This window comes from Terrimonas pollutisoli (assembly GCF_029360765.1).
Lineage (GTDB): Bacteria > Bacteroidota > Bacteroidia > Chitinophagales > Chitinophagaceae > Terrimonas_B > Terrimonas_B pollutisoli.
Genome location: NZ_JARKNA010000003.1, coordinates 159,728 through 175,128, shown reverse-complemented (window position 1 = coordinate 175,128; position 15,401 = coordinate 159,728). Strand labels below are relative to the sequence as shown.

The 15,401-nt window shown below is 41.4% G+C and carries 16 protein-coding genes; 12 read left to right on the top strand and 4 right to left on the bottom strand.

All coding sequences use genetic code 11. From position 1 onward, the window contains the following. The first annotated feature begins 69 nt into the window (after positions 1-69). The 7 genes from P2W73_RS07320 (at position 70) to P2W73_RS07290 (ending at position 9,360) form a co-directional block, all read left to right on the top strand. Positions 70-507, top strand: a complete 438-nt coding sequence (locus tag P2W73_RS07320) for a hypothetical protein (protein WP_276501352.1) — start codon at positions 70-72, stop codon at positions 505-507. Positions 508-1,050: 543 nt separating this feature from the next. Continuing rightward, entirely contained in the window at positions 1,051-3,585 is a 2,535-nt protein-coding gene (locus tag P2W73_RS07315; RefSeq protein ID WP_276501351.1) for a TonB-dependent receptor, read from the top strand. A 450-nt stretch (positions 3,586-4,035) separates the two neighbouring features. Next, the gene (locus P2W73_RS07310; protein WP_276501350.1) at positions 4,036-7,893 is read left to right on the top strand and encodes a TniB family NTP-binding protein; all 3,858 of its coding nucleotides are present in this window, start codon (positions 4,036-4,038) and stop codon (positions 7,891-7,893) included. A gap of 245 nt (positions 7,894-8,138) precedes the next feature. After that, positions 8,139-8,309, top strand: coding sequence for a hypothetical protein (locus tag P2W73_RS07305; protein ID WP_276501349.1), 171 nt, complete (start codon positions 8,139-8,141; stop codon positions 8,307-8,309). After that, positions 8,291-8,422 carry a hypothetical protein gene (locus P2W73_RS07300; protein WP_276501348.1) on the top strand — a complete coding sequence of 44 codons (132 nt, stop codon included), beginning with the start codon at positions 8,291-8,293 and terminating at the stop codon, positions 8,420-8,422. Before P2W73_RS07305 ends, P2W73_RS07300 begins: the two co-directional genes overlap by 19 nt. A 325-nt stretch (positions 8,423-8,747) precedes the next feature. After that, positions 8,748-8,897 (top strand): hypothetical protein, encoded by a 150-nt coding sequence (locus P2W73_RS07295; protein ID WP_276501347.1) that lies wholly within the window; start codon positions 8,748-8,750, stop codon positions 8,895-8,897. Between the two features lie 169 nt (positions 8,898-9,066). After that, positions 9,067-9,360, top strand: coding sequence for a hypothetical protein (locus P2W73_RS07290; protein ID WP_276501346.1), 294 nt, complete (start codon positions 9,067-9,069; stop codon positions 9,358-9,360). A 58-nt stretch (positions 9,361-9,418) separates the two neighbouring features. On the opposite strand, the gene P2W73_RS07285 is transcribed toward P2W73_RS07290, so the two are convergent. Next, a complete protein-coding gene (locus tag P2W73_RS07285; RefSeq protein WP_276501345.1) occupies positions 9,419-10,189 on the bottom strand; it encodes an alpha/beta hydrolase in 771 nt (256 codons plus the stop codon). A gap of 495 nt (positions 10,190-10,684) precedes the next feature. Between P2W73_RS07285 and P2W73_RS07280 the strand changes: the two genes are divergently transcribed. After that, positions 10,685-11,038: a hypothetical protein gene (locus P2W73_RS07280; protein WP_276501344.1), complete on the top strand. Its 354-nt coding sequence runs from the start codon at positions 10,685-10,687 to the stop codon at positions 11,036-11,038. Positions 11,039-11,234: 196 nt separating this feature from the next. Here P2W73_RS07280 and P2W73_RS07275 read toward each other — a convergent pair whose 3' ends face one another. Both P2W73_RS07275 and P2W73_RS07270 read right to left on the bottom strand, forming a co-directional pair. Continuing rightward, a complete protein-coding gene (locus tag P2W73_RS07275) occupies positions 11,235-11,492 on the bottom strand; it encodes a Txe/YoeB family addiction module toxin (protein WP_276501343.1) in 258 nt (85 codons plus the stop codon). After that, on the bottom strand, positions 11,489-11,722 hold the full coding sequence (locus P2W73_RS07270) for a hypothetical protein (RefSeq protein ID WP_276501342.1): 234 nt from the start codon (positions 11,720-11,722) through the stop codon (positions 11,489-11,491). Before P2W73_RS07270 ends, P2W73_RS07275 begins: the two co-directional genes overlap by 4 nt. Positions 11,723-11,974: 252 nt before the next feature. Here P2W73_RS07270 and P2W73_RS07265 point away from each other — a divergent pair, with 252 nt between their 5' ends. From P2W73_RS07265 to P2W73_RS07255, 3 genes are all read left to right on the top strand, one after another. Continuing rightward, positions 11,975-12,571 carry a hypothetical protein gene (locus P2W73_RS07265; RefSeq protein WP_276501341.1) on the top strand — a complete coding sequence of 199 codons (597 nt, stop codon included), beginning with the start codon at positions 11,975-11,977 and terminating at the stop codon, positions 12,569-12,571. 245 nt (positions 12,572-12,816) lie between these two features. Continuing rightward, positions 12,817-12,948 (top strand): DUF4160 domain-containing protein, encoded by a 132-nt coding sequence (locus P2W73_RS07260; protein ID WP_276501340.1) that lies wholly within the window; start codon positions 12,817-12,819, stop codon positions 12,946-12,948. Between the two features lie 103 nt (positions 12,949-13,051). Beyond that, entirely contained in the window at positions 13,052-13,402 is a 351-nt protein-coding gene (locus tag P2W73_RS07255) for a DUF2442 domain-containing protein (protein ID WP_276501339.1), read from the top strand. Between the two features lie 169 nt (positions 13,403-13,571). Here P2W73_RS07255 and P2W73_RS07250 read toward each other — a convergent pair whose 3' ends face one another. Next, positions 13,572-14,024, bottom strand: a complete 453-nt coding sequence (locus P2W73_RS07250; RefSeq protein ID WP_276501338.1) for a DUF1569 domain-containing protein — start codon at positions 14,022-14,024, stop codon at positions 13,572-13,574. Between the two features lie 146 nt (positions 14,025-14,170). Between P2W73_RS07250 and P2W73_RS07245 the strand changes: the two genes are divergently transcribed. Then, entirely contained in the window at positions 14,171-15,157 is a 987-nt protein-coding gene (locus P2W73_RS07245; protein ID WP_276501337.1) for a GlxA family transcriptional regulator, read from the top strand. Positions 15,158-15,401: the final 244 nt, after the last annotated feature.

Below are 15,401 nucleotides of genomic sequence, written 5' to 3'. Positions count from 1 at the left end.
TCGGAGCAACGATAAACACTTCCGGCTTGTCATCTCCTCATGCTTAAGCCAGTTATCAAATTAATTTTATTGATCATAACAATATTGTCGGCATCCTGCAGCGACTTTCCCTGCGCAAAAGCCAGTTTGCAGTTCGGCCTTGTCGGTTTTTCCGATACAGAAGCAGATACCATCATCATTAAAAAGTTTGCAAAGAGCAATCCCGCCATTTTGGAAGATAGTATGATGATTGATCACATCGGTTTCAAAAGAACCAATGACACGTTGAAGATGGTCGCCTTTCCCAGCACCGCTTTGCTGGAAAGTACTTCGGATTATGAACTATTTTTTCCGCAAACTGGCAAACTCGTTCGTGTGACTGGCATTGAAGAAGAGCAGTTGTATCATAAGAGGAAAGGCCTTTTTTCCACCACCAAAGAAGGTTGTGAAAACCATATCACTGCATACCGCCTCGACGGGGAAATCAAAACAGTTCCTGAATTCAATCTTACTTATTTTACCCGGTAATTTTTTCACGCAAAGCCGCTAAGCAAATAAGGCGCAAAGAAAAGTCATCCTTTGCGTCGCCGCTCCTTTGCGTTCTTTGCGTGAAACTCTCCAGCTCTAACAAGCTTGATGTGAAACACAAAGTCACAAAGACACCGGGACACAAAGACTAGTTGAATCGTGCCGCTTTTGTGTGGCCGCCCCTTTGCGTTCTTTGCGTGAAACCTACGCCGTACTGTCTGCATAGTTTAATTGAACCACAGAGTCACGGAGACACTGGGACACAAAGATTAGTGGAATCGTGCCGCTTTGCGTCGCTGCCCCTTTGCGTTCTTTGCGTGAAACCTACGCCGTACTGTCTGCATAGTTTAATTGAACCACAGAGTCACGGAGACACAGGGAAACAGGAATATAAAATAAAATCCCCGCCCTGTCTCTGTGCCCCTGTGCCTCGGTGGTTCAACACCCAAGCAAATCAATACTTTAATCCTGCTTTTGGCGTTATACCCCATAGGCAAACCAAAATTAATTGCCTAATATTGTCCGCAAATCCGCCACTACCGAATGAACCGGCCAAAAACTCTCTTATCCTGCTTATTCATTTTCCTTAGCATAGTGGGCCTTGCCCAAAACCCGCCTGCCGGCAAGGCAGGGAAAAACGCTTACGTCTCCGGCAAGGTCATCGATGAAAACGAAAACCCCTTACAAAATGTATCCGTCATCATCCTCGGCAAACAAACCGGCATCGCTACCAACGATAGTGGTTACTTCCGTTTAAAAGTACCCGCCGAAAAAGCCTTTGCCATTGTATTCAGCTATACCGGTCACCGCGAAGAACAAAAAAACTTCCTGCTCAACGAAAATGAGGAAGAATACATCACCGTACGACTGGAAAGAGGAAGCGGCACGGTACTAAAAGAAGTCATCGTTACCGACCAGCGGGAGAGAACCGAAGCCGGCCTCATCCGTCCCAATCCCAAATCCATTATCAACCTTCCTTCCGTTACCACCGGTGTGGAAAGCCTGATCAAAATATTTGTCGGCTCCAACAATGAGCTCACATCGCAATATTCCGTTCGTGGTGGCAGCTATGATGAGAACCTTATCTATGTAAACGACTTTGAGATCTTCCGGCCCTATCTCGTCCGGAACGGTCAACAGGAAGGCCTGAGTTTTATCAATCCCGAACTGGTACGCAATATCAATTTTTACAATGGTGGCTTCCAGGCAAAGTATGGTGACAAGATGAGTTCGGTGCTCGATATCCAGTACAACAAACCCCGTCCGACCGGGCCATCCGGGCGGGCCAAACGTTTCGGCGGTTCAGCCTATGTTGGTTTATTAGAACAGGGTATGCATCTCGAAGGAACTTCCGCCAACAATAAATTCACTTACCTCATCGGCGCCCGCAACCGCAGTAATAAAAACTTATTGAGCCGGCAGGAAACACAGGGCAACTATGTCCCCTCTTCCGGCGACCTACAGGCATTGTTGACTTATCAACTTACCAGCAAGTCAGCCGTTGAACTCTTTGGTAATATTTCTCAAACAAAATTTTCCCTGCAGCCCGAGTTCAGCCAGCTCACGTCTTCGGTCTTCTCTCCTTTCTTTACTGCCAACCTCGGTCTCGATATATATTTTGACGGCAATGAAAAAGATGAGTACAAGACCAACATGGCCGGTCTCTCCTTCACCAACCAGCTTACCAAAAAACTAAAACTAAAATGGATGGCCTCCCGTTTTGAAAACGATGAGCGGGAAAACGTCGACATCACGGGAGCTTACTTATTTGGCCAAAGAGACTTTGATAAAAGCAAACCCAGCTACGGGCTCATTGTAAACCCATTAGGCGCCGGTGTGTTCCAGAATTATGCAAGAAACCGGCTCAATATCGAGAACTGGAGCTTTGCACACAAGGGTAATTTGGAAAAAGGCAGGCAAGCTTATCAATGGGGCATCACCTACGACCGCACATTGATCAATGATAAACTCAACGAATGGGAATTCCAGGACTCGGCCGGTTACTCATTGCCGTATCAGCCCGATATGTTGCAATTGAGTAAAGTGCTCAAATCAAAAGCCGATCTCAGCATTGATAAATTCTCCGGTTATGTGCAGGACAATATCCGCTTTGGCGATTCATTGAATGCTTATACACTCACGGCCGGTGTTCGTTACAATTATAATTCGCTGAACAAAGAAACGCTGATCTCGCCCCGTATCGGCGCCAGCTGGAAACCCAACTGGAAACGTGACTTTGTTTTTCGCATTGCCGCCGGCGCCTATCACCAGCCACCCTTCTATCGTGAGTTAAGGCGTTATGATGGCACTATCAATACCGATCTCAAAGCACAAAAAAGCTGGCAGGGCCTGTTGGGATTTGATTACAACTTCATTGGTTTTGGCCGGCCCATGCGCTGGACCACCGAAGCCTACTATAAACACATGACCGATGTAGTGCCTTATGATGTCGACAATGTGCGAGTCCGTTATTTTGGTGAGAACAATGCCAAAGCTTATGCCGCCGGTATTGAAATGCGGCTCTATGGCGAGCTGGTCAAAGATGCCGAATCATGGATCAGCATCGGCCTCATGAATACCAGGGAAGATATCAAAGGCGATACCTACAAGGAGTATACCCTCAATGATCTCAACGAACCTATCGACAGTGTCACGCTGGAAAAAGGTTGGGTGCGCCGCCCTACCGACCGCCGCATCACCTTTGGTATGTACTTCCAGGATTACCTTGCTACCAACAAGAATTTAAAAATGTATTTGAACCTCTTGTATGGCAGCAACCTGCCCTACAATATTCCCAACAATACCAAATACCGCAATGGGCTTGAGATACCCGCTTATATCCGTGCCGATGTAGGCTTTAGCGCCCTGCTGCTTGATAGCGACCGCAGCAAGCGCCGCAGCCATAGTCCCTTCCTTGGTTTTGATAATATCTGGGCCAGCCTCGAAGTATTTAATATCATCGATCGCGACAATACCATTTCCTATTTGCTCATCAAAGATTTTTCCAACACTACTTATACCATGCCACAACGCTTAACACCACGACTGTTGAATTTTAAAATTGTGGCGAGGTGGTGATGTTTTGAAAGTTAGTTTGTAGGTTGTGTTGGTATTCAATGGTATAATCGTTGTAAAACATCCGGCGCGACGCAGAAGAAAAACACTTTAATAACTAGTGTCTAAAAAATGAGGTCTTAGAACATCTGAATAAGCTGCAAAAAGGATTAAGGTATTTGGTTTGACGAGAGCTTAAATAATGGCGGACCATCTTTTTAGCAAGGCTGGTAAAACTTTTAAGGTGGCCATGGCTGGTCTTCAGTTTATTTTAGCATATACATATTGAAATTAATTTCGCAAACTAAAATTCATTTCAACAGAGAAGTACGTTTACGACAAAATAAATCATTATCATTTATGTTTCAGAAAAAGGATATCATAGTATTGCTCGAATATGAATAATGGCGATTTCCCCTTAACGACTTATGAAACTCTATTTAAATGTTCAGAGTATTAGAATAAATTAGAAAAATGCCAGTTGCCACCACCATCACTATATACATTGCGGACAAATTAGTAAGCCAGTTTATTAAGGAAGAAGGCTATGGAAGGATAAAGAAATTTTTCTTCCCATTTCAAAAATATGCACACAGGCTATCCGACATAATTGAAGAAACGATAGCCGAATTTGAAAAAGCACATCCCATAGAAAATAATGGGACGAAATTTCCATTTTATCACTCCCAAATTCTATATGATCTATTAAATCAGCATATTCTTTTTAAAACGACCAATTCGCCTCTTGTTATTGAGGAGTTCAGGAAAAATAAGAATATAATTATCCCGACGGAAAAAGAACTGGAATTATTTTACCGTCTTTTCACGGAAAAAGTAAACGCAGACAAAACACTGAAAAACCTGCATTTCGATGAAAATTACAAATCCGAAATCTTCGGAATTGCAGCAGATGTAAAGAAGCTCCTGTCGGGGAACGCCGAAATTCTGGAGAAAGTTAATAAAATAGAAGAAGAATTTGGAGCTACTTCATCCCAGATGCAACAGCTTAGAAACCGCTTTGAAGATGTATTGCAGGTTCAGAATTTTTATAAGCTCCAGGGACTTGCCGTTTACCCGAAGATTGAAAAACATTCCGACAGAAAAGACTATGTTGAAGAATTGTTAAGGGATCTTCAGCAATTCTCCTGGGTTCTCGTCCACGGTAATGTTTCAATGGGAAAAACGCAAATAGCCGTTCTGGTTGCAGAAAGATTTAAACATACATTATGGATTACCTTAACTGACCTGGATTCCAAAGTTGTTATTGATGTTATTCTTCAGGAATTATCACTTCACTTCAACCGCCCCGTTTCTTCGTTAGACGACATTACCGCCCTAATAGCAATGATACCCGAAGGGACGTTGATAATATTGGACGATTTACCTAAGCTTGACTTATCAAAATCAGATTGGATCAGGTTGCAACATATTGTAAGTAATTTAAAATCTCGGAATATAGAGTTGCTTTCTACCAGCAACTTTATCTTACAATCTAGAATTAAAGACTATATCTCCGACTCCCTTTTTAGTGAAAAATCCATCCCGTATTTAAACGAAAGCGAAGTTTCCGAAATCCTGTTGGCTTACGGCGCATCGGAAGATAAAGCGAGTACGTTAAAAGGCATAGTGTGCAAAACGGCAGAAGGACATCCTGCTATTGTTAATGCCATGTGCTCCTACCTGAAAAAGTTGAACTGGGATATTACCAGAGAAACCTTTATCGAGTTATTCAGGGGAAACTATACGAGTGCATTAGACGACGATACATACGAACGTATTATTAAAACAGTTTCGGATGCTGATTCCCGGGACTTACTATATAGACTAAAGGTTGTTTCCGGTACCATTACAAGTGAAGAAATTGATACCGTATCAGCAATTAAGCCTTTCATTTCCCGACCATACGAAAAAATTACCCCGCTGTCGGGGATCTGGTTGCAAAAAATTAAAACCGATAGTTATGAGATATCCCCTTTAATTAAAAGGATCAAAAGCCACAACATGTCCCCGGCAATATATAAATTAATTAATAATGCTTTGGGAAGACAAATACTTTCAAAAAAGAAAATTGATCAGATTAAGGCCAATAAGGCAATCCTTTATTTTATAAATGGGAAAGACTATAACCAGGCTGGTTTTGTGTTATCCCTTGTGCTGGAAGAGGCATTAAAAAACCCCGACTTGTATTTTGACTGGGGTTTTTCCTTCTATTGGTCTTCAACAGCATTGCCGGAGGAAATGGACTTGTTTTTAAAATCTGTAATCAGGTATCTCCAGATCAATTTGTTTTTAAAGAAAAAAGATCAAAGCATAGATTTCCTGATAACTGACCTTGAAAAAATTACTGTCCAGGCAGCCAAAGAGAACATCAATGTTACACATGCAGCCCTTCTTTTAACTACAATTTTGTCCGGAACAAATGCTGAAAAAAGTTCCGAATACCTGCTGTTGTCGCTAAAACACCTTGATCAGATACGAGCAAAAGATGTTGACAAGCTGCTTCCTGAATTATCCTTTCCTGTCGAGAGCCTGTTATGGAATAACTTATTGCAGGTTAAAAATGCTGCGGGGTTCGACAAATGGCTTTCTTCATTTTCCCTATTGACCCCGGAACAGCAGCGTCGTTCTTTGGATGGAGATTTAAATCAGGTTTGTTGTTTGCTATTCTGCGCCAAAATGTTTGACCACTATGCAGCGCAGCAAAATCCTGACTGGAATTTATTGCTTAAAGAATATGAAATCATAATTGAGAAAATCACTCCTTATAATGTTTCTGTTTTGATTGCCTGCTGCGTGAAATTTCAGATTAGATGTCTTTGTTCAAAATTAAATGACACTGCAGCAGCGATCCATCTTTTCGATTCGCATTTCAATCTGATCAGGGATAATCCGATAGGAGCTTTTCTGTTATATGACGAGCTGGGGCGGCAACTCTTCTATGCCGGGCAGCCGGAAAATGCCCTGCCGTATCTGCTTGAAGCCGCCGTTATAGAAACCCCTGTGATATTTACAGAGAAAATAGATACATACCTAGCTCTAAATGAAATTTTTGGCCATAAAGATATCCGGGTAGCTCATGAATATGCTCAAAAAGCGTATAATGCCCAATACGAAAATCAATTTGTAGATGATGTATTTTCTGCAAAGGTCATTGGCGAGTATGCCATCTCCACATGGCAGATCAAACAGGATAAGGATATCTTTTACCTGCTTGAAAAAGGATTGGAAAAACTGCTGTTCTCGTATAAACCGCTGGCGGATTATCAAGGTACAATCATAAGGTATGGGCATATCATAAACTATTATTTCCATCTTCTTGCTAAAAAGCCCCTGGCTGATATTGACGGACAGCCTTATGCCATTCCGTTCCAGGGCACCTTTTCTAAAAACAACGACCGGCTGCTGGAAGGCGGCTACTATTTTGAACAACGGAAATTTATGCTGGCCTACTTAATGGTACAAGCGTTTGAATTCATCGGCGATTTAGAGCCAGCAAGAAAATGGGCCTATATATGTTTTAACCTGGATAAAGAAACTGCTTTAAATCCTTTCGCCTCTTTAATGACGGGTATGAATACCTACCTGATACTTGAAGATAAATATGAAGAAGCTGTTATTAAGGAAATCGAAATATTAAAGGTTATTAACGAGTTTAATACCGGCACAGGTCTTTCCGGCAAGATAGACAATCCACGTCTCTCCGAAATAGTAAAAGACAGGCCGAAGACCACTTTTAATTCTTTTGATGACCTTCTTTTTGAGTATGTCATTAATTTTATTATCATCAAAGGCCTTTGGAACTATTGCCTCAATAAAAGCGATGAAACAATAACCGGATTCCTTACTGCATTTGATGCGGTAACGGAGTATTTTGATGACAAGGAACCGCTTTTGATTTTAAAAAAGGCTTTTGAATTCTTGATGGATGATGAAAAATCGGCTGATGATATCCTTTTATTACACAACGAGTCAATTAAATTGGCTACACAACTCCGGCTTCTCCTGTATTTAATAGCCTCCTTTAAGAGTGATGCTAAAAAGACCTTGCAATTACATCTAGCCCTGATCCAACGATTGGAAATGATTTCAACCAAAGTAGCTGCCGAATCGGCTTATAAATTTATGGTGGAGCCTTTCCTGATTGACTTTTGGAATGCAAAAATGCAAGAGCAAGCTCACGAATTCTTTCAATATGATTTTCTTATGGCGAAAGGCATACCGACAATACACAAAGCTGGCCCAGACAAAAAACTAAAAAAACTTTTCAGGATATTATGCTATCATTTGGAGATAGAACCTGATACTAAAATTGAAGACTGGTTGAATAATTAAGAAATAGATTTCCGTCCTGTTGTCCGTAGTGTTCCAAACCAATAAGAAAAATAAAAATTATAGGATGTTATACGGAGACTGCGTCTCCGTATCAGCTTCAAAGAAGCTGTCATACCTGCAATTATCTGCTAGTTGCAATGATAGGAAACCGGGGCTATCTCAAGTTATGCTACCCGGTTATCATTCATTTAAAAAGCCTGTAAAAAACCGAACTTTATTGTAGATTTAAACATTAAGACAGCAATATGACACAACTGGTAATTGATAAAAAAAAGTATGTTCTTATCCGGGAAAAGGAATACCAGGCCCTCCAAAAAAAAGCTGCATTAAAAACTGCACCGGCAAAAATCTTCACGGTGGAGCAGGCAAGGGCCTATAGCAAAAAACTGATCAGGAAATGGGCCGCCGGAAAATAGTTGTAAAACAGGAAGCGGCGGAAAACATTGCAGCCATTGCATGGTATATAGGATCACAGGGTATGCTGGCTACTGCTGAAAAGTTTGCCGATGATGTGTACATTACTTCATAAAAATGGCCGATAGACGCAAAAGCTATCGCCTATGCCGGGAACCAAACCGGACTCTTTTGGGATATAAATGCCTCCCCTACAAAAAGAAATATACAATCGTATTTTTTGAGTCGGACACAGAAATAATTATCACAGAGTTTGTTTCGTCAAAAGTTATTCATTGGTGATTTCCTTCCCCTCGGTTAGTGTCCCCCCTCATTCCTTGCTGAGTCTCCCATCCTTTCACAGGCGATGTCTCACAGCATAGCCTTGTGTGTAGCGTGGACCTGCCTTTGCCGGCAGGCAGGCTCGCCGTGCTACGAAGAAATAATCCGTAATTTGTTAAATGCCTGTCAAAAGAAAAATAACAGAGTCGGATGGGGTTTACTTTATTACCATCACCTGTTACCAATGGTTATCCTTAATTGAACAGGTAAAAGGTTATGATCTTATTTATAAATGGTTCGATCATTTAAAAGAAAAGGGCATTTCATAACTGGTTATGTCATTATGCCAAATCATTTGCATGCATTGATAACTTTCAGAAACACCGGCCAATCGATTAATACGATTATCGGAAACGGGAAAAGATTTATGCCTGCCTGCCGGTAGGCTGGGCCTATGAAATTATCAAACGCCTGGAACTGCAGGGAGCTGCAAGGCTATTGCATAATTTAAACCTCGCTGTAGAAGCTAAAGACAAAGAAAGAAACAAAAAACATGAAGTGTGGGAAGACTCATTTGACTGGAAAGAATGCAGAAGTAATTCATTCATCCGGCAAAAGCTTGATTACATACACAATAATCCGTGCAGGGGTAAATGGAACCTTGTGAATGATGTTACAGAATATGAACACAGTTCAGCCCGGGTTTACTTGCGTAGCATGCAATCCGCCTATCCTGTTATGAACTTTATGGAGCTTGATGATATAGACCTGACGAAACTCATTACAAAATGACGCCGAGTCCACCCCACCCCCAGAAGCCATGCAGTGAGACCCGGCTGGGAAACAGGTATTACTGGTTTTCATACCAATCTAAAATATAATCGGCCACCATTTCCCAACCAGGTTCCCCGCAAATGAAATGACTTTTACCTTCAAATATTTTTACGTCAAGCCGGCTATTGGAGTCCTTATACCTTCCTGCTATTGTTTGGGTAAGTTGGGGCGGGAAGATATGATCGCTGCCGCCCCCAACAAATAAAATGGGGACATGAGGTTTCTTAAAGTCTATATTTGAAAAAGAGTTTAAAACTAATTGACGACTGACCTTATAACTTTCTGGTACAGCCAACGCTTCAAATGCCTTTGTTTTCTCCGCGTCAGGTATTGTATTGAAAAATGCATAATCGTACCATTTACGGCTGCCCATAAAATATTTATTGAAAGAAAAGAACCCAAAGGCTGGCAACACAGTTTTAAGTGTTTGAAACGGGGGAAAAACATTTTTCGGAGGCGCTCCATCAATGCTTACTCCGGCTGCTGCCTTTTCCATTTCTACCAGTTTCATCGTTACCATGCCTGCCATAGAGTGACCGATCACCAATGGTTTTTCAGGTAAGCTATCTATTAATTGAACAATATTGTTTACAACATCTACGAACCCAGTTTTGACAAGGTCGGGATGAACTTTTGCTCTTAGATCAGCAGGGTTACCCTCATGCCCGGGGTTTGTCGGTGTATAAACTTTATAACCTTTTTGTTCATAGTGGCGTTTCCATTCTGTCCAACTGATATTGTTCACAAAATTTCCGTGGATGAGGATGATGGTCTTTGATTTTGCCATAATTGTTTATGTTATATCGGTAATAAACTTACGTCGTGGTAGGTGTTCGGACTATGAGTATTTCAAATTTAGTTCTATAACACCAATTACCGACAAACGAACTAAGATCATCTTCATTACTGTCAGAAAGTTTCTTTCTTTCGCCTCGGTTAGTGTCCGTAAAATAAAAGCCCCGATGCGTGTCTCCACGCATCGGAATCCTCGAACTAAAGCAATGTTGTATGAAAGTTCACTCCGACTGTCCCTGGAATATCTCACAGTCAGAAGAATGATGCGTGGAGACACGCATCATGGCATCACTTCATTTTTTCATTCCTTGCCCAGTCTCCCGTCCTTTCACAGGCGATGTCTCACAGCATAGCCATGTGTGTGGCGTGGACTCGCCGTGCTACGAAGAAACTCATTACAAAATGACGCCGGGTCCACCCCACCCCCAGAAGCCATGCAGTGAGACTCAACTGGGAAACGTACTTTTGGAAAAATCTTTTGTTTTGCATGAAGTATATTTTTTGTATAGCCATGTTGGCCAGCGCTTGCACAGCTAAGAACAGCTCTGTTGAGCCGGACAAACTAGTCGGTATCTGGAATTTGCAGCCCGATACATCCAGTCAATCTTTTTTTAACGGGAAAAACCGGTTGGACTACCACAGGGGATATACGATGGCTGCTTTTGATTATACAATCAGCAATAATGTTCTGATCGAAACAGACCGGAAAAACGGCGAGGTGTATCAATACGATATCATTGTCCTCACTGATGACTCTTTAACCTTAAAACATATGCGATCAGGTCACGTGTTAAACTATCGGAAAAGTAAATCAGCCGTTATTGTTCGAAGACCCAATTGATATCCAATATCGTGAATTAATGAATTTTGACCTGACGAAGGAATCAATTTCAAAAGCGATGAGTCCCCGCTATCCGTAGTGTTCCAAACCAATAAGAAAAATAAAAATTATCGGATGTTAAACGGACACCCGATAGCTATCGGGTGCATCTCCGCATCAGCCTCAACGAGGCTGTCCATCTACCAAAGAAATCTGGCTAATAATGGCCTTTGCATTTGGCAATAAGAATTTGTGAATCGGACACTTTATATATCAACCGGTGTTCCTGGTCAATGCGGCGGCTCCAGTAACCAGTCCAGTTTCCTTTCAATGGTTCAGGCTTGCCAATTCCTCTAAAAGGATCACGGTCAGTGTCACGTATCAATGTCTTGATGCGGCTAACCAGTTGTTCGTTGGCTTCAAACCATTCATTGTATTCCTGAAAAGCTACAGGGGTAAAAGCAACGTTTCTCACTGCCTTTTCTTTGGCGTATAGGCTACGAATTCTTCCATTGTCATCGTGATAAGTTCGTCGCCGTTTTCTGCCTGGTCAATGGAACGGTCAAGGGCATCCACATAAGCAGGGTCAAATTCCTTTAAGGAAATTGTGACATCAACATTTTCATTATTCCCGATAAATTTCCTGATCTTATTGATAAGGCTGGAATTGAGTTCTGATGGATGTATTTTAATAACTGTTTCCATATTAATGATTGGATTATAAAAATAGCAAAAAAGCCGGATTTGTCCTTAGAGATGACATTGTGGAAAACAGAGCCTGGTCGTCCGGGTTCTACTTCCCATCGGTATCACCTTAGCTTTGTGTTATGGATTCGGCACAATGATTGAAAAATGCTATGGTCCGGTCTTTCACTACCGCTTTATTAAGCGTGAGGTTGCACCCCTAATAAAAATGAATTAAATTCAGCTCCAATAAATCATACAACTCTTTTTGATATGCCTTATCCTATCAAAACATTCCTTCTGGCAATTACTCTTTTTGCAGTTAATCAAACTAATGCTCAGGAAAGCCAAAGAATCTATTCGTTCAAACAGGTTGGCTGGACAATCGAACTACCCCCTGGTTTCGAGGTGATGGATTCTTCACAGAACACAGCACGGATGGAACGTGGACTTAAAGCATTGGAAGAAGCAAATGATATAACAGCAGATGTTTCCGGGACAATAACGTTGATCGGTGCAACTAAAAACAAATTCAATTATTTCAATGCGACGATAGAACGATTTAATCCCAGGACAGACGGGAGCTGGCAAGCCTCAAATCAACAGCTTAAAGACATGGTTTATGCCACCTTTGCTGAAAAAATGAAAGATGCAACAATCGATACCGCTTCAGGAAAGGCAAAGATTGACGGTGTAAGTTTTGATAAGTTCCGTATCACAGTCAAGGTCGGGGACAGAGTCCTGTTTAACTCATTTCTTTTGTCCAAATTCTATAAGGGATACAATTTTGGCATCAGCTATTTGTATCTGGACGAACGAACAAAAGAAGAAATTGAATCAATGCTTGAAAAGTCAAAATTTATAAAATAACTGTATACCAGTGGGTCTTCCTTCCCGGTTGTCGGTAGTGTTCAATACATAAAAAAGTCGAATGGTTGTGTGGAGGTTGCACACAGTTATGCGGAGACCCGATAGCTGTCGGGTGCATCTCCGCATCAGCCTCAACGTGGCTCAAACCAGCATGAAATAAACAGGGGCTTGGGGTTGATGCATTGCTTGCAAAGGAAGATTCCATGAACCAAATAGCAAGCTGAGAAATTTGTAACTTCCGGTATATGCCAAAAATATTTCAATACCTCAGCTACCTGATTCGTTTCTATACCAATGACCACTTACCTATTCATGTACATGTTCAGATTCAACAGAGAGAAACCAAGGTGGAATTTCTTATTGCCGGAGATGACTAACTTTAGTATTCAAAAAAGTTAAAGGAAAAACTCCTTTAACAGAAGTGGAAGCCAATGAAGTAGCCGTATTTTTAAAAGCTTATTACAAACAAATAATTGAAAAATGGGAAACAGTGTTCATCTTTCACAAAAGCGTAAAGTGCGAAGTGATTCGAAAAAAGCTAAAGAAGAAAATATAACTGTCCTGGCCGCCCGTTACATCAGTGATTTTTCCATTGCTGTCACTTTTTCATCCGGTCGTACACAGTTAGTGAACTTTCTTCCCTTATTTGAAAAATATGTAAAAGGAGATAACCTGAAATACTTTGCACCGGAACGTTTTAAAAAATTTATTGTAAAGAATGGAAATATTTACTGGGGCAGAAATGAAGATGTAATTTTTCCTGTGTCCGTTTATTTTAAAGACTCTGCATTACAAACAGAGACGTCTGATGAAATCCTGTATATTATCTAACTATTTAATCGACACTATCCTCCCCGTTGCTCGTAATGTTCCAAACCAATAAGAAAAATAAAAATTATAGGATGTTATACACAGAGACCCGATAGCTATCGGCTGCGTGGCTGAGGCACGAACCTTTAGGCGAAGGAATTACCCTCCTGCTATATTTTGATTGTTGTGATCAGGCGTTAAACTGTCTTAAATGATGGTCCGCATGTTTATAAGCAAAAATGCCGATTTCGTCAACGGTCATTTTGCCAAAAAAGTCGTGAATAAAACGCGGGTTGGAGAAATGCTCATAGGCAGCAATTCTCTCTGTCCAAATCTTTTTTTGATGTTCGATATTTCCGTCGTTGTCTTTTACAATAAAAGCCCTTCCGGACGGCATATTTTTTTTGATAGGCCGGTCATCCTTTACCATAGGTTTTAAGGCCATCCGGCCAAAGATTAATCCTAAGAATCCCTGCTTATAGGTAACATTCGTTTTCCCCAGCACCCAATCGTCCCATATCGTACAATGTTTGGCCATTTGATAAACATTCATTTTGCCCCATTGAGCTTTACAATTTTCATCCAGGGAATTGATCCGGCTGATCAGTTCCGCTCTTGTTTCTTTGTCAAATATTGTTTTCATAACAAGTTTGTTGTTTGATGCTGTTCACAATCGTACTGTAAAACTAGCCCGGGGTTTCCTCAGCGTCACTGTGTAAAAATGCCAAACTAAGGGGTATTTTGTGCCAGGCATTTATAGTAAATTCATTTTTAAATGCACAAATAAGTATGAAACATATCTCGATCATAGTGTATGAAGATGTGCTTTTAACGGCGCTTTCCAGTTCATTATCACTGTTGGCCAGCGCCAATGAAGCCGTTGCCAGGAGAGGTAAACCCGCTCCTTTTCAAATCGAGCTGGTGGGGATTCATTTAAAAAATATACAATTGAATATGCCCGTTCAGTTTTATTGCAGTAAAACGATCGCGGATAATTTTTATACGGATGTCATTGTCATTCCACCAATGACCACAAGCCCGCAGGATATGAGTGCTTTCCTGTCCAACAATAACGCCCTCGTCAATTGGGTGAAGAAGAAATACAATGAAAAAGCGCAGGTCATCAGCCTTTGCACCGGAACGTATTTTGTGGCAGAATGCGGTTTGCTGGATGGTATGCCGGCAACATCACATTGGGGCGCTATGGAAGATCTGCAAAAAAGATATCCTCTCATCCATTTTAAACCGGGGCATGTTGTTACCAACTCAAAAGCCATTACCACCGGTGGTGGTGGATTTTCGGCGCTGAATGCTCTTTTGTATTTTATCGAAAAAAACTGTGGTAAAGAGATTGCGGTGGAGCTAAGCAAATATTACGCCCTTGATTATGGGCGAACTTCACAAACAATATTCACTGTATTTTCAGGACAACGCCTGCATAACGATGATGAAATCCATAAAGCCCAAACTTATATTGAGAAAAAATTTAAAACCGATATTTCGGTTGAGCAAGTGGCACGGCAGGTAAATATGAGCAAACGAAATTTTATACGCCGGTTTAAGAATGCCACATCATTAAACCCGATAGAGTTTATTCAAAAGATAAAGGTGGAGGCCGCCAAGAAGGCATTGGAACGTGGAGAAACAAATATTGCCGCTCTTACGTACAGTGTTGGCTATAATGATTTGAAAACATTCAGGTCTGTGTTTAAGAAGATCACGGGGTTAACACCAATTGAATACAGGAACAGGTATAACGGGGCCGCGGTAGCGTAGTTGTTTTGGGTGGAAGTCGGGGAAGTCCGGAAGACGGAGGTTACTCCCGGTCGCTTTAGATGCAGGAACATGATTGACGGGGAGACACATCGGCAAAGCAATGCTCTCCAACGAAGTCCTTTGTTGGTCAAAGAAGACACTGAAAGAACTAACTAGCATGAAGATCGGGGGAAGGTCGCCCAATAACGAAAAATGTAATGGAGTCTCCGCCGAAATTAGAAGACTCCATTTAAACAAAATGATC

Bases quoted from the DNA above. Each gene is read 5' to 3' on its own strand.
- P2W73_RS07270 (WP_276501342.1), bottom strand. From the start codon at position 11,722: ATGGAAACAGTTATTAAAATACATCCATCAGAACTCAATTCCAGCCTT.
- P2W73_RS07285 (WP_276501345.1), bottom strand. From the start codon at position 10,189: ATGGCAAAATCAAAGACCATCATCCTCATCCACGGAAATTTTGTGAAC.
- P2W73_RS07280 (WP_276501344.1), top strand. From the start codon at position 10,685: ATGAAGTATATTTTTTGTATAGCCATGTTGGCCAGCGCTTGCACAGCT.
- P2W73_RS07300 (WP_276501348.1), top strand. From the start codon at position 8,291: ATGGGCCGCCGGAAAATAGTTGTAAAACAGGAAGCGGCGGAAAACATT.
- P2W73_RS07295 (WP_276501347.1), top strand. From the start codon at position 8,748: ATGCCTGTCAAAAGAAAAATAACAGAGTCGGATGGGGTTTACTTTATT.
- P2W73_RS07260 (WP_276501340.1), top strand. From the start codon at position 12,817: ATGCCAAAAATATTTCAATACCTCAGCTACCTGATTCGTTTCTATACC.
- P2W73_RS07245 (WP_276501337.1), top strand. From the start codon at position 14,171: ATGAAACATATCTCGATCATAGTGTATGAAGATGTGCTTTTAACGGCG.
- P2W73_RS07315 (WP_276501351.1), top strand. From the start codon at position 1,051: ATGAACCGGCCAAAAACTCTCTTATCCTGCTTATTCATTTTCCTTAGC.
- P2W73_RS07265 (WP_276501341.1), top strand. From the start codon at position 11,975: ATGCCTTATCCTATCAAAACATTCCTTCTGGCAATTACTCTTTTTGCA.
- P2W73_RS07250 (WP_276501338.1), bottom strand. From the start codon at position 14,024: ATGAAAACAATATTTGACAAAGAAACAAGAGCGGAACTGATCAGCCGG.
- P2W73_RS07305 (WP_276501349.1), top strand. From the start codon at position 8,139: ATGACACAACTGGTAATTGATAAAAAAAAGTATGTTCTTATCCGGGAA.
- P2W73_RS07255 (WP_276501339.1), top strand. From the start codon at position 13,052: ATGGGAAACAGTGTTCATCTTTCACAAAAGCGTAAAGTGCGAAGTGAT.
- P2W73_RS07310 (WP_276501350.1), top strand. From the start codon at position 4,036: ATGCCAGTTGCCACCACCATCACTATATACATTGCGGACAAATTAGTA.